Origin of the sequence: Prochlorococcus marinus subsp. pastoris str. CCMP1986, from assembly GCF_000011465.1 — a bacterium.
GTDB lineage: Bacteria > Cyanobacteriota > Cyanobacteriia > PCC-6307 > Cyanobiaceae > Prochlorococcus_A > Prochlorococcus_A pastoris.
The window spans coordinates 1159352-1186058 of the sequence record NC_005072.1; the positions used below are offsets into that span (position 1 = coordinate 1159352).

24 protein-coding genes are annotated in these 26707 nt (G+C 26.1%); 18 read left to right on the top strand and 6 right to left on the bottom strand.

The window, feature by feature from the left end:
• Positions 1–38: 38 nt before the first annotated feature.
• The gene (locus tag TX50_RS06525) at positions 39–1064 is read right to left on the bottom strand and encodes an NAD-dependent epimerase/dehydratase family protein (RefSeq protein WP_011132844.1); all 1026 of its coding nucleotides are present in this window, start codon (positions 1062–1064) and stop codon (positions 39–41) included.
• 180 nt (positions 1065–1244) lie between these two features.
• Here TX50_RS06525 and TX50_RS06530 point away from each other — a divergent pair, with 180 nt between their 5' ends.
• Positions 1245–2411 (top strand): polysaccharide biosynthesis/export family protein, encoded by a 1167-nt coding sequence (locus TX50_RS06530; RefSeq protein ID WP_011132845.1) that lies wholly within the window; start codon positions 1245–1247, stop codon positions 2409–2411.
• Between the two features lie 9 nt (positions 2412–2420).
• Here the strand turns inward: TX50_RS06530 and TX50_RS06535 are convergent, their stop codons facing one another.
• Positions 2421–3113: a hypothetical protein gene (locus tag TX50_RS06535; RefSeq protein ID WP_011132846.1), complete on the bottom strand. Its 693-nt coding sequence runs from the start codon at positions 3111–3113 to the stop codon at positions 2421–2423.
• Positions 3114–3116: 3 nt separating this feature from the next.
• Positions 3117–4277, bottom strand: a complete 1161-nt coding sequence (locus TX50_RS06540) for a glycosyltransferase (RefSeq protein ID WP_011132847.1) — start codon at positions 4275–4277, stop codon at positions 3117–3119.
• A gap of 166 nt (positions 4278–4443) precedes the next feature.
• On the opposite strand from TX50_RS06540, the gene TX50_RS06545 reads away from it, so the two are divergent.
• The 10 genes from TX50_RS06545 (at position 4444) to TX50_RS06590 (ending at position 14408) form a co-directional block, all read left to right on the top strand.
• A complete protein-coding gene (locus TX50_RS06545) occupies positions 4444–5094 on the top strand; it encodes an HAD-IIIA family hydrolase (protein ID WP_011132848.1) in 651 nt (216 codons plus the stop codon).
• The gene (lhgO, locus tag TX50_RS06550; RefSeq protein ID WP_011132849.1) at positions 5091–6314 is read left to right on the top strand and encodes an L-2-hydroxyglutarate oxidase; all 1224 of its coding nucleotides are present in this window, start codon (positions 5091–5093) and stop codon (positions 6312–6314) included. The genes TX50_RS06545 and lhgO overlap by 4 nt, the downstream gene beginning before the upstream one ends.
• A 1-nt stretch (position 6315) precedes the next feature.
• On the top strand, positions 6316–7035 hold the full coding sequence (locus TX50_RS06555) for a nucleotidyltransferase family protein (protein WP_011132850.1): 720 nt from the start codon (positions 6316–6318) through the stop codon (positions 7033–7035).
• A 2-nt stretch (positions 7036–7037) separates the two neighbouring features.
• Positions 7038–7649 carry an SIS domain-containing protein gene (locus TX50_RS06560; protein WP_011132851.1) on the top strand — a complete coding sequence of 204 codons (612 nt, stop codon included), beginning with the start codon at positions 7038–7040 and terminating at the stop codon, positions 7647–7649.
• Positions 7650–7664: 15 nt separating this feature from the next.
• A complete protein-coding gene (locus TX50_RS06565; protein WP_011132852.1) occupies positions 7665–9167 on the top strand; it encodes a PfkB family carbohydrate kinase in 1503 nt (500 codons plus the stop codon).
• A 68-nt stretch (positions 9168–9235) separates the two neighbouring features.
• Positions 9236–10183, top strand: coding sequence for an NAD-dependent epimerase/dehydratase family protein (locus TX50_RS06570; protein WP_011132853.1), 948 nt, complete (start codon positions 9236–9238; stop codon positions 10181–10183).
• 23 nt (positions 10184–10206) lie between these two features.
• Complete coding sequence (locus TX50_RS06575; protein WP_011132854.1) at positions 10207–11166, top strand: glycosyltransferase family 2 protein; 960 nt, start codon at positions 10207–10209, stop codon at positions 11164–11166.
• 1 nt (position 11167) lies between these two features.
• Positions 11168–12268 carry a glycosyltransferase gene (locus TX50_RS06580; RefSeq protein ID WP_011132855.1) on the top strand — a complete coding sequence of 367 codons (1101 nt, stop codon included), beginning with the start codon at positions 11168–11170 and terminating at the stop codon, positions 12266–12268.
• A complete protein-coding gene (locus TX50_RS09200; RefSeq protein ID WP_011132856.1) occupies positions 12268–13251 on the top strand; it encodes a glycosyltransferase family 2 protein in 984 nt (327 codons plus the stop codon). The genes TX50_RS06580 and TX50_RS09200 overlap by 1 nt, the downstream gene beginning before the upstream one ends.
• An 8-nt stretch (positions 13252–13259) precedes the next feature.
• Positions 13260–14408, top strand: coding sequence for a glycosyltransferase family 4 protein (locus TX50_RS06590; RefSeq protein WP_011132857.1), 1149 nt, complete (start codon positions 13260–13262; stop codon positions 14406–14408).
• Positions 14409–14936: 528 nt separating this feature from the next.
• On the opposite strand, the gene TX50_RS06595 is transcribed toward TX50_RS06590, so the two are convergent.
• Positions 14937–15950 carry an SLBB domain-containing protein gene (locus TX50_RS06595; protein ID WP_052039325.1) on the bottom strand — a complete coding sequence of 338 codons (1014 nt, stop codon included), beginning with the start codon at positions 15948–15950 and terminating at the stop codon, positions 14937–14939.
• Between the two features lie 162 nt (positions 15951–16112).
• Between TX50_RS06595 and TX50_RS06600 the strand changes: the two genes are divergently transcribed.
• A complete protein-coding gene (locus TX50_RS06600; RefSeq protein WP_011132859.1) occupies positions 16113–17924 on the top strand; it encodes a hypothetical protein in 1812 nt (603 codons plus the stop codon).
• Here TX50_RS06600 and TX50_RS06605 read toward each other — a convergent pair.
• Both TX50_RS06605 and TX50_RS06610 read right to left on the bottom strand, forming a co-directional pair.
• The gene (locus TX50_RS06605; RefSeq protein WP_036930527.1) at positions 17916–18947 is read right to left on the bottom strand and encodes an EpsG family protein; all 1032 of its coding nucleotides are present in this window, start codon (positions 18945–18947) and stop codon (positions 17916–17918) included. The genes TX50_RS06600 and TX50_RS06605 overlap by 9 nt on opposite strands.
• A gap of 147 nt (positions 18948–19094) precedes the next feature.
• Entirely contained in the window at positions 19095–20072 is a 978-nt protein-coding gene (locus TX50_RS06610; RefSeq protein ID WP_011132861.1) for an MraY family glycosyltransferase, read from the bottom strand.
• A 458-nt stretch (positions 20073–20530) separates the two neighbouring features.
• Here TX50_RS06610 and TX50_RS06615 point away from each other — a divergent pair, with 458 nt between their 5' ends.
• From TX50_RS06615 to TX50_RS06640, 6 genes are all read left to right on the top strand, one after another.
• Entirely contained in the window at positions 20531–21697 is a 1167-nt protein-coding gene (locus TX50_RS06615) for a hypothetical protein (protein ID WP_011132862.1), read from the top strand.
• Between the two features lie 99 nt (positions 21698–21796).
• On the top strand, positions 21797–22771 hold the full coding sequence (locus TX50_RS06620) for a thiamine pyrophosphate-dependent dehydrogenase E1 component subunit alpha (RefSeq protein WP_011132863.1): 975 nt from the start codon (positions 21797–21799) through the stop codon (positions 22769–22771).
• Between the two features lie 2 nt (positions 22772–22773).
• The gene (locus tag TX50_RS09205; protein ID WP_011132864.1) at positions 22774–23703 is read left to right on the top strand and encodes a dehydrogenase E1 component subunit beta; all 930 of its coding nucleotides are present in this window, start codon (positions 22774–22776) and stop codon (positions 23701–23703) included.
• Positions 23700–24608, top strand: a complete 909-nt coding sequence (locus TX50_RS06630) for a WbuC family cupin fold metalloprotein (RefSeq protein WP_011132865.1) — start codon at positions 23700–23702, stop codon at positions 24606–24608. The genes TX50_RS09205 and TX50_RS06630 overlap by 4 nt, the downstream gene beginning before the upstream one ends.
• Positions 24605–25861, top strand: coding sequence for a class I SAM-dependent methyltransferase (locus tag TX50_RS06635; protein ID WP_011132866.1), 1257 nt, complete (start codon positions 24605–24607; stop codon positions 25859–25861). Before TX50_RS06630 ends, TX50_RS06635 begins: the two co-directional genes overlap by 4 nt.
• Complete coding sequence (locus TX50_RS06640) at positions 25862–26701, top strand: sugar nucleotide-binding protein (RefSeq protein WP_011132867.1); 840 nt, start codon at positions 25862–25864, stop codon at positions 26699–26701.
• The last annotated feature ends 6 nt before the right edge of the window (positions 26702–26707 follow it).

Here is a 26707-nt window from a genome sequence, read left to right on the forward strand (position 1 = left end):
ACGTTATGTTTTAATTTTTTTGAAATTGGAATATGAGTTTATATCCGAACATATTCTTTATACCATTTTACAAACTTCCCAATACCCTCAGTAAGATTTATTTTTGGTTCGTATCCAATCCAATCACTTAGCTTATTTATATTAGCGGATGTGGCGATAACATCTCCTGTTTGCATTGGTTTAAAAATCTTCTTGGCACTTTTCCCTATACTTAATTCTAAGAGTTCAATAAATTTCATTAACTTAATTGGATTACCATTGCCAACATTAAAAATCTTATGTTTTGCAAAAGATATTGAAGGGTCTGGTTTATCTCTATTAAAATTGTCAGAACTTTCAGCAGACTTATAAACACACCCTACAATTCCATCTACAACATCATCAATATAAGTGAAATCCCTCATCATCTCTCCATTGTTAAAAATATTTATTTCATCACCAGATAAAATTGCTTTAGTAAATATCATAGGTGCCATATCAGGTCTTCCCCAAGGTCCATAGACTGTAAAAAACCTTAGTCCTGTTGTTGGCAAGTCATAAATATGACTATAAGAATGTGCTATAACTTCGTTACATTTTTTGGTTGCGGCATAAAAACTAACAGGATGATCTACAGATTGGCTTTCATTAAAGGGCATATTAGTATTGCCCCCGTATACAGAGCTACTTGAAGCATAAATAAAATTCCTTACATCATACTTTTTAGATAAATAAATTATGTTATGAAAGCCCACCAAGTTAGATTGAACATATTGATGTGGGTCGATTAATGAATAGCGAACACCAGCTTGAGCAGCCAAATTAACAACAAATTTTGGTTTGTATTTCGTAAAAAGTTTTTCTAATTCATTTATGTTTTCAATTGAGAAATTAAATCCCTCATATTTTCCTTTATTAAATTTTGTAGATTTAATAATTTCTTTCAATCTATCTTTCTTCAGAGAAACGCTATAATATGAGTTTAAATTATCTACCCCAATAACTCTAAAACCTTTATGAACTAATTTTATTGAAAGAGAAGAACCGATAAACCCAGCGGAACCTGTAACTAATATTGTATCCATTTAAAAAGGAAATAATTTAAAATTTAAACTATTAAAGATGCAAAAGCCAGAATTATCAATTTCCTTTTTTAAAATTAAAAATGGATTAAAATTTAAATAATTCTTATTTTTAATATTACTATTTTTAGTAAACAAAAATAAGTAATATAAAGAATAATATATGTTAATAATTTTGCAGATATGAATGGCTACTTTTTAAAAATATCTTCAGTATTATTGTTATTAAATTTATTTGGAATTTTTCCGTTAAAAATATTCTCACAAGATCTTATTAAAAATGAAATATATAAAAATAATATTCCAATAGATTATCTAGATTACATTCCTGATAATGAATATATCTTAGGGCCTGGAGATGTAATTTTAATTTTATTCAATAATAAAGAGCTTTATAATAAATTATTTACTATTCAGAATGATGGGACAATATTTAGTAATAGGTTGAGAAGAGTTTATATTGAAGGTCTTACCATAAATGAATTATCTATTTTATTAAATGAAAAATATAAAGAATTTTTTATTAATCCGAATATAAATATAGAAATTGTTAAAAGCAGACCCATTAGAATTCAAATATTAGGAGAAGTGGTTAGTCCTGGTAGTTATTTATTAGGTGGAAAGAAGGAATTTAATCAATTTAATGCTTTAATTAATGAAACAAGTAATATTAAAGATGAAAAAAGTAATTTACTTTTTGAAGAATTAAATAAAGAGGGGGAAATAACGACTTCTAAGACTTTATTTGATGCAATTAAGGAAGCTAAAGGTATTACTCTTTATTCTGATCTAGAAAACATAGAAGTAATTAGGAGAAATCCAATTAGCAAAGGCGGAGGAAAAATAAAAACAAATTTAAATTTTCTTAATTTCATAGAAACTGGAGCTCAAAAACAAAATATTAGTTTGATGGATGGCGACACCATAATTGTAAAAAAGAGTAATTATCCCCTTAATGAACAGTTTAGAAAGGCAACAAGTACAAATTTACAAAGTCAATTTAATAAGGTATTCATATCTGGAAGAGTAGAAGAGCCTGGAATGAAATTAATTAATAAGTCTGCTACACTAAATGATTTAATTCTTCTGAGTGGAGGTAATAAACCTCTTAGAGGAAATATTTATAATGTAAGATTTAATAATGACGGAACTCTAACTAGAAGTAAAATAAGATATAGAAGGAATGCTCCTGCAAATTCTAAGAATAATCCTATATTACGTTCTGGAGATATTGTAAGCTTAGACTCTAATCTTCTATTAAAAGGTTCGTCAACTATAAGTGAAATCACTAGCCCTTTTGTAGGGATCTTCTCCTCCTATAGCTTTTTTAATATGCTTACGGAATTATGAAAAATTTTTTTAATTAAGATTTTTTTTGTATGCATCTACAATTAAACTTGAATTCGCATTTTCAAAATTCCAACCATATTTCCTACTAAATGATTTATTATTTCTCGTCCTGATTATAAATCCCAACTCAGAATTTAATTTTTCATTAACAAGACTTCCATCAGATAAATATCCTTCCCTTAAGACACATTTAAAACCACAATTTTCTAATTCTGATTTTAAATATTCATAAGTAATGAATTGTTTATGATCAGAGGCATCAGCCCCTTTCCCATTTATTCCAGCATGTTCTCTGTAAATAGGATTTGGATGATTCCCATCTGGCACGGCAATTCTTAATGTTCCATCTTCAATCAAATAATTATATATTAAATTTAAAGCAGACTTCATTTCCAATTTACTTAAATGTTCAAAGACATGCTCAGCTAAGGCTCTTTTAAGCTTTTTTTTATTTTTGAAAAGTCTGTGCCAGTTTTCTTTGCTTGAAATATCAAACCATTCTTCATTTGTTGATAACCAATCTTTTTGAGATGTAAGTGCTGCTCCAAGAATAATTTTTACTTCCTTAGCAAAAAAAAGGATTATTTTGAATTTTAAAAATCTAAATTTATATAGAAAAATTTTAAAAATCCTTCTAATTAAAATTCTTAGTCTTTTTGGAACTATATTTCTGTAAATTAATTTTCCTCTATTAATTAACATTTTTCAAGGATCTAGGTAAGTAGATAATACGCTAATAACTGACTCAGAAGAAGCTTTATTATCATATTTTGAAGAAAGATTCAGAAACACCTCTTTTGGTAAGTGAGAATAAGAAGAGTAATTGTTAATAACTTGTTTTATCAATTTAGAAATACCATAGGGTTCAATCTCCATTGTTGTTTCTCCTAAGATTCCATCTATAAACAAAGAGGAAAGTCCTCTATTAACTATTGCAACAATGGGGATACCCAAAAGACCAGATTCTAAAGCAACTCTTGATAAACCTTCTCCATAAGTACTCGGAATTACAATCAATTTAGAAGTTGCATAATAATTTATAGGTTCAATTACATATTCTTCTAATACGATATTTTTATCTAATAAAAATTCTTTTAAATCAGTATCAATATTTTTTATATCACTTTTTGGTGATACTATTCTGAATTTTAAATTAGAATATATTGGATCACTTAATAAATAGTTAATAGCTGCTATAAACCTATAGAACCCTTTATCGACGGAAATTCTTCCAATATAAGTAATGTACATATCATCTAATTGGAGTTGATTTTTTTTATTTAAAATTCCTAAATTTATCCTCTTTTTCTTAAGATTATCTGGATTAAAAATACGTGAGTCGATCCCAGTCCCAGGAATTATATTTATTTTTGAAATTTGAACTATTTTTTTTTCTAATAAATAAGCATAATCAGCATAATTTAAAACAAATATACCTTTATAAGGATTTAGAAAAATTATTCTATAAACTATTTCCAAAATTCTTTTAAGAATTCTAAATAATAATATTCTTGAAGAAAATATTCTTCCTAAGCCTTCTAAAGTCGCAAATCTAATTGAATTATTAAAAATCGGAAGTATTGATAAGATAATTGGACCAATAGTAAAACTAAATAAAAAAGTTTTCTTTTGATCCTTAGAAAAAAAATTTTTAATATAAAAAAAAATATAATTTACAAAATTATATTGTTTTACTTTGTTTAATAAAAATTTATTTTTATTTCCTACTGGCGGTCCTAATCTTAAATAAATCAAAAGAACTTCAATTTTTTTATTATTCAATTCTTCGATTAAAGGTAACTTAAAATTATGTAGGAACCAAAGTGTATTAGCAAATAAAATAACTTTATGTTTACTATCTTGCATTAAGAAATTTTCAACTTATTTAATAATAGTAAAATTAAAAATAGTTGTTTATAATTTTGCAAATTAACGTCATGAAAACCCATGAAATTTTGTATCAAAATTACAAAAAAACATTTTTAGATTTACAAAATCATTAATATTGTTATATGAAACACAAAAAATAAAATTGTTAGATAATGGTCATCATATAAATTTTTTTTATAATAATAAACTTTTCCTTCCCAAAGATAATAAATTAAGGCCAGCTTTGTTCCTTGACAGAGATGGTGTAATAATTAAAGAAAAACACTTCATATCTAAAGCAACTGACGTCGAATTAGAAAATGGAATTAATGATCTAATATATTTAGCTAATATGCTTCAATTGCCAATAGTAATTATCACCAATCAATCTGGAATAGCACGAAAAATCACAAAATGGGAAAATTACTTTAAAGTAACAGAAAAAATGATAAATCTTATAAATAAAGACAATACTATAATTGCAATTTATGCAAATGGATTAGGTACAGAATCTCCCAACTATTCATGGAGGAAACCAAGTCCTTCTATGATTTTAAACGCAGCAAATTATCTAAAATTAGATCTATCAAAATCACTTTTGGTTGGGGACAGATTAAGTGATTTAATTTCTGGTTTCAATGCAGGTTTATTAAATCTTTTTCATGTACGTACTGGACACGGAAACTTGGAAAGAGAGGATGTTAAAAAATTTTTTAGTAAAAACGATCATTCTGATTTAATAAAAATAAAATATATTAATAAAATAGGGGAAGAATTATTTCATGATCTCCAAGTTTTGGTTGGGCAGCAATGAGCTTGAAGAATGGAGAAATTATTATAATTGGTGGAGGAATTGTTGGATTAACAATTGCATACCAGATTATCAAAAGAGGTATTTCGAAAAATATTATTATTTTAGAAAAAGAAAATAATTTAGGTTTGCATACCTCAGGCAGAAATAGCGGAGTCTTACACGCAGGAATATATTATAAACCTGGCTCCCTTAAGTCAAAAGTATGCATTGAGGGAGGCAAGAGACTTAAGGCATGGATAAAAGATAGAGGACTAAAAACAAATCCATGTGGGAAAATAATAATTCCTACTAAGTATGAACAAGATTCTCAAATAGATTTACTTTTTGAAAGGGGCTTAAAAAATGGAGCAAAAGTCGAAATTATTAATAATAAAAAACTGAAAGAAATTCAACCAAATACAAATTCCATAACAAATAGAGCATTATGGAGTCCTAATACTGCGGTAGTAAACCCATTAGAGATAATAAATCAATTAGAAATTGAACTTAAAGATAAGGGAGTAATTTTCATAAAAGGAAGCAAAATAAGAAAGATAAATAAAAAGGAAAATAAAATTCACACTGAAGATAATTTAATAATAAAGTATAAATATTTTTTTAATTGTGCTGGTCTTCAATCGGATAGGGTTGCACATATGTGCAATGTTGGCAAAAACTTAACAATATTGCCTTTTAAAGGTTTTTATTGGAAGATAAAAAATAATGACGCTTTTGATATCAAAACGAATATATATCCAGTTCCTGATTTATCTGTTCCTTTCCTTGGCGTTCACTTCACGCCAAGTGGTGATAAAAAAAATATTTTTATTGGACCAACTGCGACAGTGGCTTTTGGTAGAGAAAATTACAAATTTTTTGAAGGATTAGAACCATTAATGTTGATTTCAAATCTATTTATTCTTTCAAAGCAATATTTGATGAATAAGAATAAATTTAGACAATATGTTCATCAACAATCTCTTCAGGCTTTTGAACCATTCTTAATAAAATCAGCTCAGAATTTAATTCCATCAATCAAATTGAGTGATATTGAAATAAGTGAAAAACTAGGAATTAGGGCGCAGCTTTTTGATAATAAAAAAATGAATTTAGTAGATGATTTTATTTGTACAAATGATGAAAATTCTACACATGTTTTAAATGCAGTTTCTCCAGCTTTTACATCAAGTTTCTCACTGGCAGATTTAATAATTAATTCTTCAAAATTAAATAAAGAATAATATGGACAAAAAGTTAAAAGTTTTATTATTAGCGGCAGGTTTGGGAACAAGATTAAAACCATTAACAAATAATGTCCCAAAATGTCTCGTAAAAATAAATGAAAAGCCTCTTCTACATTTATGGCTTGAAAAACTAGAAAATTTAAATTGCGAATCTATATTAATTAATACTCATTATTTACCTGATAAAGTTAACAGAGCCATTTATGAATGGGATGGGGAAAAATCCAAAATATATACTACTTTTGAAAAAAATCTTTTAGGCACAGCAGGCACCTTAATAAGGAATCTTGATTTTTTTAATAATTCTGAAGGTTTAATTATTCATGCTGATAATATGACTGATGATAATCTTGTTGAATTTATTAATGCTCATAATAAAAGACCTTGCAATACTATATTATCGATGCTTACATTCGAAACGGATAATCCAACAGCTTGCGGTGTAGTAAAAATAGATAAAGATAATATAGTTCAAGAATTTCATGAAAAAGTAAAAAATCCGCCTTCAAAATTAGCTAATGGTGCTATTTATGCTTTTGGCAATGATTTCATAAATTATCTTAAAAATATGGATAATAAAGTATTTGATATAAGCAAAGATATAATACCTTCATTAAATGGTAGAATATTGTCCTACAAAACTAGTGCGAATTTTCTTGATATTGGAACACCTTATAATCTAAAAAAAGCTCAAAAATTATTTAATAAAGATTTATAGTGATGGAAAAAGTTTTTAAAAATTTTACAGAATTATACCTAAAGAATTTAGTTTCAAGTTTTGAACCAAAGATTATTGAAAAGATAGAAATACTTGCAAATGATTTAAATTTAAGCTGGAAGAATGGAGCTAATGTTTTTATATGCGGAAATGGAGGTAGTGCGGGAAATGCAATGCATATTGCAAATGACTTTCATTACGGAGTTGGTTGTAAAAGGGATCCACAATCAAATGATATAAAAAATAAACCAGGAATAAAAATTATAGCTCTGCCATCAAACCCGAGTATTATTACATGCTTGGCAAATGATATTGGTTATGAAAATATCTACTCTCACCAATTAAAAGTCCTTGGGAATCTAAATGATATATTAATTGTTTTATCAGGCAGCGGAAATTCTAAGAATGTAATAAATGCTATAGTTGAAGCTCATAAAATTGGAATTAAAACTTATTCAATTACTGCTTTTGATGGAGGTAAATGCAAAGAGATTTCAAAAGAAAATATTCATTTTGAAATTAATGATATGCAAATAGCAGAAGATACTCAATTAATTCTTTTTCATATGTGTATGCAATGGCTTTCAAATACTAATAATCAAGAAATAGAATAGTTATTAAAAAGTTAAATGAGTAGTTTCATCACCCCAATTATTCAAATAAATGAAGCATGCAAATACAATAACTGTATCTTGGGTTATGGCCATTTCAACTCAATTCATACCGGGCATATAAGATATTTAAAACGTGCTAAAGATATAAATAATATTCTTTTAGTTGCAGTACTTAAAGATCCACAATTTCAAGGAGTTATTTTTACTCAAGAGGAAAGAGCTGAGTCTATTGCACAATTAGGTATTGCTAATGCTATTGTTCTTCTACCTGATAACAACCTTGAAAAAGCAGTTAATATAATAAATCCTAGAGAACTTATTTTAGGAAAAGAGTACGAGAATTCTAATATAAATAATATTAATACTACAGTTAAAAATTTAAAAGCTAAAAACAAAGCAATCTATTTCCATGCTGGAGAAATAAACTATGCAAATACAGAGTTATTAACTATATCAGAAGATAATCTTAAAAAAGAAAGAGAAAAAGAATTTTTAAAAGCTTTAAAAAGACAGAATATTTCTTGTGAAAATCTTATAGAGACTAGTAAAAGAATTAAGAATACAAAATTAATTGTAATTGGAGATTCTATCGTTGATCAATATGCATCGTGCGAAGCATTAGGTATGAGTGCTGAAGCCCCAGTAATTGTAGTAAAGGAATTAGAACAGAAAAATTTTGTGGGAGGAGCTGCAATTGTAGCCTCTCATATAACCAGACTAGGTTCTGAATGTGAATTTATCTCAGTTATAGGTTCTGATGAGCCCGGTAAATGGATTCATAAAGAATTAAAAAAAAATTCAGTAAAACCAAATTTATTTATTGATAAAAATAGACCTACAACCTTTAAAAAAAGATACATTGTTGAGAATCAAAAGCTTTTTAGGGTAAGTCGATTAGAGGATCATATGATTGACAAAGAAACAACAAAAAAGATTCTTGATTACGTTTATAAAGCAAGTTTAAATGCTAATGGAATTGTAATTTCTGATTTTGTTTATGGAATAATAACAGGTGAACTTTTAAAAGGAATTACTAAATTTGCTAACGAGAGTGGGATTAAACTTTATGGTGATCTTCAATGTAGTAGTCAAATAGGTGATATTTCCAGAATGGAGGATTTCACACTTATTTGTCCAAATGAAAGAGAAGCAAGAATATCTATTCAAAATAAAGATATTGGTTTAGAGGAATTATGCAGAATATTAATAAGTAAAACAAAATGTGAAAATCTTATTATGAAACTAGGTGCTAACGGTTTTATTGTTTACTCACATCAAAAAGGAGAATCTCCAAGGGTACAAGCATTCCCAGCATTATCTGTAAATCCAGTTGACGTATCAGGCGCTGGAGACACTCTTCTTTCAATAATGGCTGCAGGTTTATCTAGTGGATCAAAAATAATGGATGTAGCGGCATTAGCATGCTGTGGTAGTGCAATTGCCGTTGATACTATGGGCAACAACCCCATTGAAATTGAAAAAATTATTGATAAAGCAATTAAGATTTTTAATAAATAATTGCAAATTAAAGTGTTCGTTTTTTATTTGAAAGTATAAAATTGTATCTACACATAATTCTAATTTAAATGAATATTTTAGTAACTGGAGGAAATGGATATAAAGGGAGTGTATTAATTCCAAAGCTGCTTGAAAAAGGACACCACGTGACATCAATAGATATTAATTGGTTCGGAGAATATCTCTTGCCTCATAAAAACCTTAAAGTCTTTAAAAAAGATATCAGAGAAATTAAGTTAGAGGATTTGAAAGGGATTGAAACTATTATTCATTTAGCAAATATCGCAAATGATCCTTTGGTTGAATTAGAACCACAGTTAAGTTGGGAGGTTAATGTATTAGCTAGTCAGCAATTAGCTGAAAAAGCAGTTAAATCAGGAGGAGTTAAAAATTTCATCTTTGCTAGTTCAGGCAGTGTTTATGGCATTAGTGATAAAGAAAAAGTTACCGAAGAAACTGATTTATTACCTATTTCTGAATATAACAAGACAAAAATGGTTGCAGAAAGGATTTTTTTAAGTTATAAAGATTCGATGAATATTTTTTGTATAAGACCTGCTACTGTTTGTGGAGTATCTCCAAGAATGAGATTAGATGTATCAGTAAATGTCCTAACATATTCTGCTCTATCAAAAGGAATTATTACTGTATTTGGCGGCGATCAAATAAGACCAAATATACATATTGATGATATATGTGATTTATATATATTCTTTATTGATAATTATAAAAGACTTGAATCAGGATTCTATAATGCTGGTTTTGAAAACATTTCAATTATGGATATAGCAAAATATGTAAAAGAAATTCTTCCAAATACGATCATAAATGTTACACCATCAAATGATCCTAGATCATATCGTCAGTGTTCTGACAAAATTTTAAAGCTTGGCTTTATGCCAAAAAAGAATGTGAAAATTGCAATACAAGAAATAATTAAAGAATTCAAAAATAATAAATTAAATACAAATGAAACATGTTTTTCCGTTAAGTGGCTTAAAAAGTCATTTAAATAGCTACAAATTTTTTTATTTTAAGAATGTCTAAAAATGCACCTTTAGTCACTATTGGAATACTTTGTTTCAACGCTGAATCTTCAATTTTAAATGCCTTAAGTAGTGCATTAAATCAAACCTATAAAAAAAAAGAGATTATAGTTATAGATGATTGTTCAACTGATAATTCATTAAAAGTTATAAAGGAAAGTAAATATATAAATGACATTAAGGTTTTTAAAAATAAACAAAACAAAGGTGCCGCTTATTCAAGGAATATCATAACTAAGAAATCAAAAGGTTCTTATATATGCTATATGGATGATGATGATTTCTCAGACAAAAAAAGAATCGAAATTCAACTAAAAGGAATAATTGATGAAGGATTTAAGAAAAGTGATTGTGTAATATCTATTTGCAATATAAACAGAGAATATTCCTCTGGATATATAAAAGAGATGAAAGTATTTGGCTCAAAAGCTTTAAAACCCAATAATTATGAAATGATAGATTTTTTACTTTTTAATGAAAAAAAAGCAAAAGTTGATTATGGTTTTGGATGTCCAGCTTGTGCAATGTTAATCTCTAAAAAAGCTTTAGAAATTGTTAAAGGTTTTGATGAAACTCTAAAGAGAGTTGAAGATATGGATATAACTATAAGACTTTCTAGAGAGGGTTGTAATTTTATTAATTCAAAAAAGACCTTTGTTAATCAGCTTTCAACTCTAGGAGAAGATAAATTGCCTATTAACAATTTAAAATCTGAAATACAAATCATAAAAAAAAATAAAAACTACTTAAAAAATAAAAATATTTATTCTTATAGTAGATTATGGCCATATTTGCGTTTCTACCATTTCACCGGAAATTACTTTTTTTTAATATTTTTTCTTATAGTTATATTTTTTATAAATCCCAAGAGAACTCTATACCATTTCATTTCATCAACAATAAATAGAATTAAACATGAGCATAAAATAAAAAATTTTAAAAAAAGGGACTAATATGAGAAATAATAAAAAAAGGATAATTGGATTTGTATGCACCAGTTTTGATAATGTAGCAGGTGGATTAGAAAGGCAAATTATTAGAACTAGTGAAAGTTTAAATTTAAAAGGATACAAAATTTATATTATTAGTTTTGATAATAATTCAGCAAAATCTTTCTACCAAATTCCAAATCAGATTGAGTGGTTAAAATGCGGAAATGGTCTTAAACCTCATACATCGGCAAAAAAATACCAAAGGTTAAAGCAAATTTTACATCTAAGAAAAACAATAAAAAAATATAAAATTACAGATATTATTACTTTCCATCATGGAATATTTCCAAGAGTCTTTTTAGCTTCATTTGCATTAAAAATTATTCATATTGTCTCGGAAAGAAATTCTCTTAAAAATTACGATTATATAAAATTGAATAAAATAAATTTAGGATTTCTTTCTCTATTTTTTGCTAATAAAATTACAGTCCAACTAAAATCATATATAAAAGATTATCCATTCTTTTTAAGAAAAAAAATATATGTCATTAGTAATATTTTAAAGAATCCCTTAGAAAAATATAAAGCCCCAGACTTAAATAGTAATAAGGTTGCAATGGCTGGAAGATTATGTGCCCAAAAGAACTTTACTCCTCTTTTAGATCAAATCAAAAAATCAAATTCAAATGAAATTGAAGTATCAATAGCTGGTGAAGGAGGGTTGAGATCTTTTTTAGAAAAAGAATATAACGAGCAAATTAAAAATTCTACCTTAAATTTAAGAGGAAATATTAAAAATATTGACTCATTTTTTTCTGAATCCGCAATATTTTGTTTCCCTTCATTATGGGAAGGATATCCAAATTCGCTTGTCGAGGCCTTAAGGATGGGACTTCCAATTGTTACTTCTAAAAGGATGAAATACTTAACAGAATTTGTAGAAAATAATGTCAATGGATTGATCCTTGATGATAATGATTTTCTATTTGAAATTAAGAAATTAATAGTTGACAAGGAGAGATTAAATTTTATGAGTTTACAAAGCCACAATAAATATATTGCTTTATGCAAAAGAAATCCTATTAAAGATTGGATTAAACTAATAGAAAGTAATTATCAGTAATGCAACAAGAAGCTTTATTAACATGTGCATTTTCAACTTATAATGCATCAGAAACTATAGAATTTGCAATAGAATCTGCTTTTAATCAAACATATAAAAATAAAGAGTATTTAATAATAGATGACTGTTCAAATGATAATACTTTGAAAATTATTAGTGAAATAAATAAGAAAAAAAATAATGTTATCCATATTGTCAAAAACGATAAAAATAGAGGTATAGGAGAAGTTAGAAATCAATTAATAAAATTATCGAATGGAGTATTTATTGCTTTTTTTGATCATGATGACTACAGCCATCCAGATAGAGTTAAAGAGCAAATAAAATCAATTCAAAGATTCGAAAAGAAGCATAATATTCAATCAGAAAATTCACCTTTATGTTATACAAATAGGAAAATAATATTTTCACCAAAAAATTTTTTAATTTGCAAATCTGTTTCTTATGACGTAAACAAATACTCAAATACAGATGGTGCACTTGCATTACTTTCAGCGAAAAGAATGCCTAAATTTAACTTATCAGGTAGTACAGCCACATGTACCCTATGCGCTAGAAAAAAAAGTCTGGTATTTATAGGAGGATTTAATAATGAATTAAGAAGATATGAAGACTTGGATTTAGCAATAAATGCACTTTTAAAAAAAACATCGCTAATATCTGTTGATGAAATACTACTTGATCAGTTTTTTAAAAACGAAGCTTATAAGAAAAACTCAGAGATATATGAATTAAAAATGATAAAATTACATAAGAAATTTTTAGAGGAAAATAATTTATTTGACTTCTCATATAACTTTGCCAAGATGAAGCATTATTTTATAAACTATAATTTATTTTATTTTTTCAAATATCTTTTATATCTTCAATATAAATATCCCATTAATTTTATAACAAAAGTCATGGGTTCATTTAAAACATTTTTTTTTAGTTTTCTAAATAAATTATATTCAAACGCAAATAATAAAAATGTTTTGGAGTAAGGAATTACATGAATAATAATATTAATTTAGCCATTGATTTAAGATATGCAGAAAAAAAGAACACCGGTTTAACAAGATTCTCTAAAAATATTTTTTTAAACTTACTAAATGCAGATTCCCTTAAATCAAAAAAATTTCTACTAATCTTGCCTCCTAAATCCTCTTCCTCTCATATTAGAGAATTTACAAAATTAAAAGGATTAAATAGGGTCATAGTTCATTGGGATCATAACAGAAAGTGGAGATGGAAATTAGGATTGTATTTCTTAGATATCAAACTTTATTTACTTTTAAGAAAAATGAATATTGGTATTTACATATCTCCTTTTATGGACCCACCAATTATGCCAGGTATAAAAATCATAAGTACAATTCATGATATAACTTTTTTAAAAATAGATAATTATTTTACTAAATTTGAAAATTTAAAAAAATTAATTGGAGATTTAAGGATTTTTATTACAGTCTTGATTTCAAAATATTTAATTACCGTTTCTAAATCTACAAAAGAAGATTTAATTAATAGATATAAATATCTACCACATAACCTGCAAAAAAAGATTTCGAATGCATTAATAATACCAAATGGTATAACTAAATTATCTTTTAAGAAAAAGATTTCCCTTCCAAAAAAATTTCCCGAAAAATATTTTTTATACGTAGGTGACAGAAGACCTCATAAGAATATTGAATATTTGATTAATTTAATTAACGGCATAAGAGCAGAATTAAAAGAAGATATATATCTTGTAATCGCGGGATCTAAATCTTATAAAAATGGATATCTGGATAAGAAAATTATAAACAATAAGGTATTTATTCATGAATTTATTGATCCTAAAGATTACGAATTATCTTATCTTTATAAAAATTGTCGAGCATTCTTTCTTTTATCCAAGTCGGAAGGGTTTGGGATACCAATTATTGAGGCCGGAGTTTACCAAAAAAAAATTATTGCAAATAACATATCATCTTTAAGAGAGACAGCACCTAGTAATTCTTTATTTATTAAGTGCCAGAATATTAATGAAGATAAAAAGAAAGTTATTTATTATCTAAGAAATAATAAAAATCCTAGTGCAAAAGAAGTTTTAAAAAAATGGAAATGGCAAAATTCATCAAAAATCTTATGCGATTTTATACAAAAAATTTGCTAAAATTTTGCAATAAAAAATTCTAATGCTAAAAGAATAAATATAAACTAAAGAAGAATAAAGCTTTAACTTATTTAGCCTTAGAATTATGTTTTTTCTCTTAGCGTATGTCTAATTAAAATAAATTTTTCTTCACAAGTAGCTACCAGAAAACAAAAAAGAACTTTCCATTAACGAGTTCAATGTTAGTTCCCAACTCAAATAAACTAAATCTTTCATTAATATTTCAGCATCTGAGCTACTTATCAAAATGATTATAAAATTCACCATTAAAAACTAATAAATATCTATTATTGCTACTAATTATTTGATTCTAAGCCTCATGCATATTAAGAATGGATAGTCTTTTATGAGCAACTACATAATTACTATTATATTTATCCAGCAACCCTCCGAATCAGGTTATCTTGAAAGAAGATTATTTAAAAGGTATATCAATGAATCCTTAACGGCTCAAAAAGAATAAGAATAGATACCTTCAAATCAACATATAATAAAAAACTAGAATTTGATTTTAAATTCTAGATAAGATTAAAAGCCTTCATCTACTAATTTTATTACTGCGATTCCATTTAATATCCCTGTGAGGGGATCAGTAACAGCCGCCAAACCAGAAGCTAAATTTTGAATTAAATTAGGATTAACTTTTATTAAATCTCCATCTTTTAGGATAGGGTTCTTTTCTCTTGACATACTTTGACTTAAGTCAATTTTAAATCGTTTTCTATAAGCAGATCCATTCTGATTAATTCTTATTAATTCAACATTACCTTTATTACTCTTCCATTGGACAGGTCCACCTGCCTGCATAATGGCTTGTACTAAAGGTGTATTTGATTTTATTTTCGTAGTGCCAGGAGTATTAACTGATCCAATTATATTAACGTTAATATTTGCTGGAAAAATATTAGAAGAAGCTATTGAATTAAATTCTTCTTCATTATTTGATGCTTTTTTTAAGGTAATAATATCGCCATCATTTAGAAAAATATTCTGAGATTGATCTCCTTTAATAATAATATCAACTAAGCTGAGCGAGGTTTTTTTTATAGACTTCTCCTTATCATAAAATTTTCTTATAACTTCTATATCTCGTAAATTAGTTTGGCTAGTAACTCCACCGGCTTTTTTTAATGCTGCTAAAAGGGTTGGAGAATTTCTCATGCTATCTTCAAATTCATGTAAACCAGGCTTATTAACTTCTCCAATTATTGAAATTTTTACTGGTCGAAAAGCTTTCACTTGAATTGATAAATCTGGTCTCAATAATTGCTTAGAAAACTCTCTTATCAATATCCTTTCCACTTCATTAATATTTTTTTCTCTAATGTCAATATCTCCTATCAAAGGTAAAGGTAAAGAACCATTGCTTAATACTATATAAATTCCCGATAAAGATGGTGCATATTGAAAATTTATACTCAATAAATCACCTGGGCCTAAAATATATTTATCTTTATGTATATAAAGATTATTGTTAGTTTCTAATTTTTCTTCTTCTTGAGCTTCTATGGCATAACAAATATTAAAATTAAAAAATGTCATTAAGGTAAATAAAAAACATGTAAAAAAATATTTTATTTTCATTACAAAAATTATACTTTTACTACTATAGTGTTATTTAGATAAATTTTTCAATTTTTTTATAAAATTATATATTATATTTGATTTTAAAAAAAAATTTTTAATAAGCATATTCAATTTTCTATGACTGTAAATATCAAAGGTATTTTTAGAAACAAAGATGACGAAGAATCTATTGATTTTGAGAGTATATTTAAACACTTAATCTCTCAAAAAAAAATTAGCATATTTATTTTTCTAATTTCATTTTTCACAATATTTATACCTTTAGCATTGAAAAAGAATAAAGATTTACTTTTTCAGGGCGAATTTGAATTATTAATTCAAGATCCAATAGCTTTACAAAGCCCAACAAGTAAATTTTCTAGTAATATTTCATTAGCAGGCCTATCTTCCTCACTTAGTCCATCGGAAGGTAATTTAAATACTCTCAAAACTTACCTAAAAAGCAATGAAGTTTTAGGAGAATTAGCCTCCAAATTTGGATATAAAACAAAGGAATTAGCTAGTTTTATTGAAATTACACTGGGTGGGGAAAATAAACAAGCAGAGGGGATTTTAAACGTTTATTTAGAAATTGATAATGCTCTTAAAGGAGAAGTAATTTTAAATGGATTAAGCAAAACATTTATAAGTGCATCCACAAAATATAATCTAGAGAAATTAAAGGATGGACTTAAATTTATCAATAGTGAAAAACCTAATTTTGAAAGAAAAGTAGAATTACTACAGAAAGAGTTTTATAAATTTGAGGAAAAGTATAAAATAATTAGAGGTGGGAAAGACAACACAATAATAAATATAATTAAAAAAGATAATTCTTTAAAAGATAAAATTAAAGACTTAGAAGATAATGGCAATGCTTTAAATCTTCAAAAAGCAGGAATATTAAAAAAAAGACTTTTAGAAATTGAAGGTGAATTTAAAAAACCCACGGAAATACTTAACAGGCTTAATTCAATAGAAAAAGAAATTGTACAATACTCTATCGCAATTAAAAGGTTTATATCCTTATCTGAAACTTATAGATTAGAGATTGCACAGAATACAATTCCATGGCGAATAATTTCTCCTCCTCTAATGAATAAATCACCTAAAAAAGTAGAATATTTAAAATTGTTTACCTTAAGTTCTTTTGCGAGTGGATTTGTAACATTATCAATACTTTTTAGCTATATAAAACTTAAAAATAGATTTAGAGATGAAGCAGATATAAAAAATTTTATTAATATTCCTTGCTTAGGAAGTCTACCTATATTGAGTAAAAATGAAATTTCAGAAATTAAAAACATTAAAGATTTAAATAATTCTCTAGAAGATAAAAAATCAAACTTCGTTGTTTTCCAAAAATCAATAGAAGAATATTGTATAGGAATTAAAAATTTAAATGAGAGTAAAAATTTCAAAACTTTTTTTCTAGCAAGTCCATTTTCTCAAGAAGTTAAAACATTGGTAAATGTACTTTCTTCAAAAATATTATCAAGTACAAATGAAAGAGTTATTTTAATTGACACAAATTTCGGATCTCCGATATTAGATAAATTTTTTAATTTAAATTCTTCTATTGGGGTTTTAGATTATTTAGCTAATGAAAAAATTCAAATAAGTCAAATAATAAACAAATCCAATATTAATAATTACCTAGATATAATTTCTTCAGGTCAAGATTTGAGCAATAAAATGTTGCTTGGATCATTAAGAATGAAAGAATTAATTGAAAATTTAAAAAATAATTATCAATACATATTTATTAATGGTTCTTCGATAAATAATTCTCCTCAATCTGTTATAAATGGCAATTTATCCGATCTAACTACAATACTAATAAGTACCAATAATCTTAAAAAATCAGATCTAGTTAAATCTGTTGATAAACTTTCTAAAGCAGGATCTAATATAGATGCATATTTAATAATAAATCAAGACTTAAAATAAAATATTTTGATAGGGAATCCATCCTCTAGAAGTGGAGCCATAATTTAACCAGACAAATTGAATTAAAAATGCCATTAAAACGACAGAAAGATTTATATATTTTCTTCTCAGTTTTGCAAATTTTAATTCTGGTAAATTAGACAATATGAATATCATAATAGGCAATGCATATAAAGCTAGTCTATCTATGATGGTGCTGCTTGGGCTAATTATTAAAAGTGGGATAAGAGACAAAGAATAAAAAGAAATAGATTTCCAGATTATTATTTGATTTTTATTCAATTGAAGATTTTTTCCTAGTAAAAGAAATAATATTGATGGAAATACCACCATAAATAGTCTGATGTAAACCCCACTTGAAGATCTTTGATATTCAGTAATATAAAAACGAATATATTGTCCAATAAACTTTTCGACAAAAGCTAAATACAATGTTCCTGCAAAAAGAAAAGAAATTATAATTTTTGAAATCTTATTTATAAATTTTGGAGAACTTATGTAATATGGGGCTAACAAAAAAACAGCGACTATACTAGGAAGATGAAATAAGCTAGCAAAAATATTCAATAATAAATAAATTAACTTTTTACCTTGAGATAAAAAAACAAGGCCAATCATTAAGATACCCAGTGCTACTGATTGTCTTGTATAACCCATTCCAATAACAATCACTATGTAAGGAATAGAGATGGTCAAAGCAAGCCATTGTCTTTTCAAAGATCCACAAAATATAATCAAACCACAAGAAAAAATAAAACCACATATTAAATTAACACCATAAATCCCAAAATTTAAATTGTTTGATATTACACTCAAAATAGAAAATAAAAATTCCTTTTTTAAAAAAACATTTTTTACATATTGAAGTTTTTCAAAAGCAATTAAATAATTACCCCAATCTTCTCCAACTTTAAATCTGAGGCCAATAATAATAGAAAAAAAGAGAATCAGAAGAAAGGATGTTTTTTTATTCCACTTTTCTTTTGGTCTTACTAGTGCCAATATTGCAGGAACTAAAAACAAAATCCAATATATTAACAATTTTTAAAAAGATATCTAACTAAATAATATTAATCTTAAAAATATCTAATAAATTTTTTAAATTAATAATTCTTAAATTTTAATAAATTCCAAGAAAAAAAAAAACTTATAATTTAAGTCATCCTAACTTCAAAAAATAATAAATAACAAAAGACAAGAAGAACAAATTGTAATCCCATATAAAATAAATACTGTTGAAGTTTCACTAAAATTATTCCTTATTAATAAGTGATGCAAATGATTACTATCTGGATAAATGAGTGATTTTTTCTTCACAAATCTAACTATGATGACTCTTAGCATATCTACTAATGGATAGAACAAAGTTAATAAAGGCACTCTAAAATCAAGAATATTCTGATTATTTTTTGAGACAAGTAAGCTTAAAAAAGCCAACGTAAAACCTATAAAATACGTACCTCCGTCTCCCATAAGAATTTTTGCAGGCTTAAAATTAAAATTAAGAAAGGCAAAAGAGGAGCCCGCTAAAGCAAATGAAATTAGTGCATATTCATAATCATTATTTTGTATCGCAATTATTCCGAATGTTGATAACATAATCCCAGTACATCCAGAAGCTAAACCATCTAGTCCATCTATCCAATTTATTGCATTTGTTACTCCAACTAACCAAATCAAGGTAAGGATTAAGCTCAAATAATTAGGAAAAATTATATTTTCAAATCCCAAATTAAGAAAAGAAATATCAATATTATTTAAATCAATTCCTAAATTCCAAGCAAAACAAGCCAAAATAAAGCTCAAGAAAAGTCTTTTAAATGGAGAGAGAGAAAGAACATCATCATAAATGCCTATTAAAAAGAAACATAATGATAAACCAACCAAAACAAAAAGGACTCGATATTCAATAATAAAAAAGCTTGAAATATACTGAAAAAATATAAACCCAAGTAAACTTAAAAAAAACCCAAGAAATATAGCTAGTCCTCCAATCCTCACAAGTTTTATTTTTTTTACCTTTCTTGAATTAAGAGAATCAAAAATACCGTATTTACTTCCTATCTTTTTAGAAAAAGGAACAAGTATGAAAGTTAAAAGAAATGCAATTATGAATATTATTAATAAGCAAGTAATTTCAATTAACATTTTAATTTTAAAAAATTTAAGTTTAAATTTTATTCAATATTGAGAATAATACAGATTGATCTAAAGATAATAAACTTTTTAGTAATTTAAAAGAAAATGTATAAATTAATTTTAAAATAAATATATATTAAATTTAAAAAACTCTATTCTTGAAAAAGAATTCATTAGTTTGGTATATATAAAATTGAAAATTGATACAAATAAGAATTAAATTTATTTTTTTATATTTACAATACTGATCTATTAATATACCATTATTTGAAATTTAAAAAATATCTTTTCTAAATGCTCTAAAGGAAAGTACTAAATCATCGCATCGTCTTAAATTTAGATTTTCAATTGATTATTAAAAATGATTTTATTTAAAAATTACTAACTATTTAATCTTTATTTATCCTTAAAAATATTTTTACAGATTACTTAAAATAATTTATTCTATTCTTAATCAGATTTAATTTATGGTAATTCCAAAGTTTGGTTTTCTTGAGAGACCTGATATTGATTTATTGAAGTCTTTTAAAATAAAAAAATATTTATCTGGATGGAAATATTATTTAGGTCGATATAAATATCCAAATTTTACAGGTAATTTGATAAATTATGTTATTGGACCAATATTAAAAAATAAATTTGTTTTTTTAAGGTGTGATTGTGATCATTTTGGACCGTGGACATACTTATTTCTGTTTACAAAATCTCAACTATTTAAAAAAGATAAAATTTATTTTTGTTTAGCTAGAAAAAATACTATTAATAGGCATTGGATTAATTTATACAGAAAAAAAAATCTTATTTTAATTTTTAATCCTATATTACATTTTATTTTATCACCCTTATTTTTTGCTCCTATTATTGCATTAGATGTTAACGCTCATAACTATATTTCATTTTTTAGAAATAATATCAAATATAAGCATTTCAGAAGAATGAATGAATTGAGTGACGATTTTTTAGCATCAATAAACAATGATAAGTCATTACCTAAAAGAAATGAATCAATATTTAATAATAAAATTGTATTACTCTATGCGAGAACAGGAAATTGGAGATTTTCAATAAAAAATTCAACTAGAAATATGTCCCTAGAGGCATCGAACGAATTAATTAGAATTATTAGCAAAAGTTATAACGTTTTTTTAGTAGGTGATACACAATTCTCAAATAAATCTAAAAATAAAAATATTTTTGATGAATCATATCTTTTAAAAAATAATATATCAATATCAGAAATATATAAAAGGGCTTCATTTGTTATTGGGAGTTGTTCAGGGGGTACTCATTTCCCTTCACTTATTTTTAATATTCCCACTTTATATATAGCTGATATACCTTTATGGCACTTGAAAGCTATTTACAACCTCCCAGCATCTAATTATAAAAATTTATCAATTCCTAAGAAAGATAAGTGGTTACTTATCTCGAAAGAAAAATTTAATTCACTAACTTCTAATCAATATGAAGATATTTTACAAATATTTTTCAAGGGGGGGGATATTTCATCTATTAAAGAATTCAATACTTACAGATGTGATAGATCCTTTAATAAAGAGGAACCAGCATTTACTAAGGATAAGAAAGGAAATATACATATTTCAGAATTCAGTTATAACACTTTGGGTATTTAAGAAAATATTTACAAATAGAATTATTTTTTTTTATTGATAAAAATTGATGATTATTGTGCTATAATTCATGAGTTTTAAATGCTTATTTGATAAGCTAATATGCCAATACAAAGTATCAAAAATGATAAGATTCTTGAGAAAATAAATTCTTTAAAAATTTTAAATAATTTTGAGAATCAAAATTTAGATCATTTTAATCAATTCAAAATAGCATTACATATTAGGGCGATAGAAGAGGCAATTGTATCACTTGCAAAAGACAATAAACTTAGAGGTCCAATTCATTCTTATGTTGGAGAAGAAGCAATCGCTACAGGTGTTCTCTCTCACGCAAAGCCAATTGATGCAGTTACTAGTACACATAGAGGACATGGGCATTACATTGCTAAAGGAGGAAATATTTCTATGCTAATAGATGAATTACATGGGAAGGAGTCTGGTTGTAATGGAGGTAAAGGTGGTTCTATGCATGTCGCAGATTTATCGATAAATCATTTTGGAGCGAATGGAATCGTGGGTGGAGGAGTACCAATAGCCTGCGGGATCGCACTTGCAAATAAATTAGATAAAAAGGATTCTATAGTCTTCTGTTTTTTCGGAGATGGGGCTTCTAATCAAGGCGTAGTATTAGAAAGTTTTAACTTAGCCGGATTTTTATCTCTTCCTATAGTTTTTATATGTGAAAATAATCAATTTGCACAATCTACAAAACTCTCTGATATTTCTTTAACCTCGGTTGCAAAAAAATCACAAGGATTTGGCATTAAAAGTATAGAGGTGGATGGCCTAAATATTTCGGAAGTATATAGTAAAACCTCTGATGCCGTTAATTACACAAGAAATGAAATAAAGCCATATCTAATTCAAGCAAATACTTATAGATTTCATAGACATTTTGTTTCAGAGAAACCTAAACCTATAGATTACTTGGATGAAAATTTTCATAAAGAATTCTTATCAAAGGATCCAATAATAAATTATTGTTACCGAAATAAAATTGATTTCATCGTATTAGAAGATTACTTAACTAATATAAAAGATATTATTTTTAATTATTCAAAAAATATAAGTTAATTATGAAGCTAATAGAAAAATTTAGGGAAGAATTATTTAAAGAATTTGAATCTAATAAAGATGCAATTTACCTTGGTGAAGATGTAAGAAATGCCCATAGAGGAATTGCAATAGGTCTTCATGAAAAATATGGAGATAAACAAATCATTGATATGCCTATCTCAGAATCAGCATTTACTGGCCTTGCTCTAGGTTTAGCAATTTCAAAGAAGAAAGTTTTTGTTGAATATAATTTTGCTGGACTAGTTTATTTAGGTTTAGATCAAATTTTTAACCAAGCTCATAAATATAATGAGATGTTAAATACCAATTTGAATTTAGATTTAATCTATATTTTACCGACAGGTACCAGGGGAGGATTGGCAGGCCACCATTCAGATAATCCTTATGCTATTTTGAGTCATCTGGGTATTCAGAGCTTTATGCCAACAAATGCAATAGATTGTGAAATGATTTTTAATTATTTGAATGAGAATAGAAAGCCTACTGCTATTTTTTTACCTGTAGCCTCATTCTTCAATGAAATAGATCAAGATCAAATTGGAAATAATTTTAATTTCGGATTTTATAGAATACATAAAGGAAAAAAATTAAACATTATTTGTACTGGAACAACTTATGGAATTATAAGAGAACTTCTTGTAGATTTAAATAATTTAGATCCCAATATCTTTATTTTAACCGACCTTTCATTTTCAGAAAAAACTATAAATGAAATACATAAGATTGATGATTTCCCAACTATTTTTATAGATGACTCTTTTGAGATTTGCGGCATAGCATCTGAAATAAATAAATATATTCCCAAGAAAAATTTAGTAAAACCTCTTTGCAGAATTTCAAAAAATGTTCCTTTCGCAGAACATCTAGAAGCTGATGTTATTGTAAGTAAAAAAAGAGTAAAAGAAGTTTTAACGAATTTATCGAAATGAATAACTTTGAATTATTATCTTTGGGCATATATAAGAAATCAGGGGAGATTTCAGTTGAGAAGAATTTTATAAAGCAACTTTATAAAGATGCTGATGCCCACCCTAGAAATAGATCAAGAATATTAATTCACAAAGATTCTGAATCCATTCCTCAAGAAATGCTCATTGCATTTACAAGTAAATCAATTGTAGAGGTATCTACTCATACATTTCCAGAATCATTCACTGTTTTAGATGGAGTTGCAAAATATATTTTTTACGAGGAGAGTGGAGAATTAATAGGAGATATTTTACTTTCACCCTATGAAAATGAAGGGACATTCTACTGCTTTATTCCAAAATCTACCTTTCATAGATTTATTCCCTACACAGAAAATAGCTTAGCTCACGAAGTTGGCTTTTCTAATTTTGATAAAGAATTTACAACTTTATATCTTGATAAACAATTCAAGGATATTTCTAGAAAAACTAATAAAGAATATTCAATTGTACCCAGAAAAATAATTAATAATAAACTAAATTTCAAGGAAAAAGAATTTAATGAATATACACAAATTGAAATTAGTGGAGGAATTATTTCCATTTCTCATGAAAACGTACAAGAATTTATGTCAATTAAAAAACCTGTTTTATTAAAAATTAAAGATCAAATTCCTGCATTTATAAATGAAAATATTTTAATAATTCAGACTAATAAGGAATTTATAATAGATACAGAAATAAATCTTCAGACCATATCATTAATCACTGGCTCTATAACCCTAATTTTGAGTAATAATCAATCTATTAATCTTAAAAAGGGAAATTCTATTTTTTATACCTGTGCAAATGAAATCAAAATATGTAAAATCATTAATTCCAATAATCAACTAGCAATAGTAAAATTTACTTCACATACAAAATGACCAAAAATATTTATAGTTATAAAAGGAATAATTGTAGGCTCTGCTCAAGCAATGAATTATTAAAAGTTTTAGATGTTCCAGCTTCTCAACCAGTTGATGGATTTAGACCACACTCTCATGAATATCTAAATCTCCCAAGATTTGAAATGGATCTTTATATATGTAGGAGATGTGGGCATCATCAATTATTAGATATTGTAAAGCCTCATTTATTATATGGTTCTTACATTTATACCAGTTCTAGTAGCCCCGATCTAAAATTACATTTTAAAAAGTATGGAGAATATTTAAAAGATAAATTAAAAATTGATAATTCTAAGAATATTTTAGATGTTGGCTGCAATGATGGTTTATTCTTAAAAACACTTTCCAAATATTCTTGCAATTTATATGGTATAGATCCCGCTCCAAACATTAAAGATAACTTTAAAGATGCATCCTATAAGTTTTTTTCAGGTTATTGCAATTATGAAAATCTTAATAATTTATCGGATAAATTTAAAGTAAAAAGTTTTGATTTAATTACCGCTAACAATGTATTTGCACATGCTGATAACTTAGAGGAAATGCTTTCAAGCATAGTAAATAAACTATCTGATAATGGTAAATTCTGTTTTGAAGTATCATATATACTAGATATGGTTGAATCTAACGTAATTGACTATATATATCATGAGCATTTAAGTTACCATGGCATTAAATCTCTTAAGCCTTTTTTAAAAAGATTTGGGTTATTTATTTATGACATACAAAGAATAAATACAAAGGGAGGAAGTATAAGAGTTTTATGCACTAAAAAAGAAATTGAAGAAAATACTCAACTAATTACTGATTTTATAAATTTAGAGGTTAATAATAAATGTTATGACTCTTCAAAGTATGAATCAATACGCTTACAGATTTCTCAGTTTAGGAATAAATTAAATGACTATTTATTAAAAGTTGATCATAATCATATATTTTCCTATGGAGCTGCTCCTACATCAATAGTTAATTCCTTGTTATTAAATTATGATAAAAAGTTAAATGGTTATTTAGACGATAATCCAATTAGGCAAAATAATTTAACCCCAAATAACTTTATTCCAGTATTATCTCCTTCTATATTATCTAAGATTGATAAACCTTTAGTAATAATAGGAGCTTGGAGGTTCTCAGAAATAATTATACCTAAGATATTAAATATCAATAATAGAACTGATATAATTATCCCATCTCTTTCCGAGGGAGTGAAGTTTTATAAAAATAAATAAATGGTCAAAAGAAAAGTTATATTATTTGGCGCATCTGGACATTTAGGAAATTACTTAAATAAAACACTAATTAATAATAATTTTTCTGTTAAGACACCTTCAAGAATAGAAGTTAATGAAATACTAAATAATAAATATAAAAAAGAATTTTTTGAAGATTCATTTGTAATCAATACTGTTGCAATTGTTGGCAAAGAAAATTCTAATTCTTGCTTAATTGATGATTTAAAATTGATAAATGAGGAATTTCCAAAGAAACTCAGTGAAGGAGTAAATTTATATAATAGTAAACTTATACATATAAGTAGCAATAGTGTTTTTGATAATTCTAAGAAACACTTTAGGCGCGATAAAGATACTCCATCTTCAAAAACAAATTACGGTATCTCAAAAATAAATGCCGAAATAAATATTAAAGAGACCCTTAATAATAAAAAATATATTATATTAAGAACCCCCCAACATTACTCTAATGATATTGATAATCCAAGAAATTTATTATGTGGAATATATAAGCAACTAAAAAAATATAAACACATCAAAATTACAAGAAATGAAACTTTTTCAATAGCATCTTGTCAAAGAATTAGTCTTCTTATAGTTCAATTAATTGAAAAAGATTTTTATGGTTTATATCATGTAAGCGAATTAAAAAATTTCAATTGGTTTGAAATAGCAAGAATTTTATCTAAAAAAATGGGATTAAATTGGAGAGAATCAATATCAAATGTATATAATGATAAATTACAAATAAACAACACTTTATACCCCTCCAGTGATACTATTCTTGAAAGCGATATTATCAAAAAAGATTTTTTACAATTTAATTTATTAAAGTAACCAACT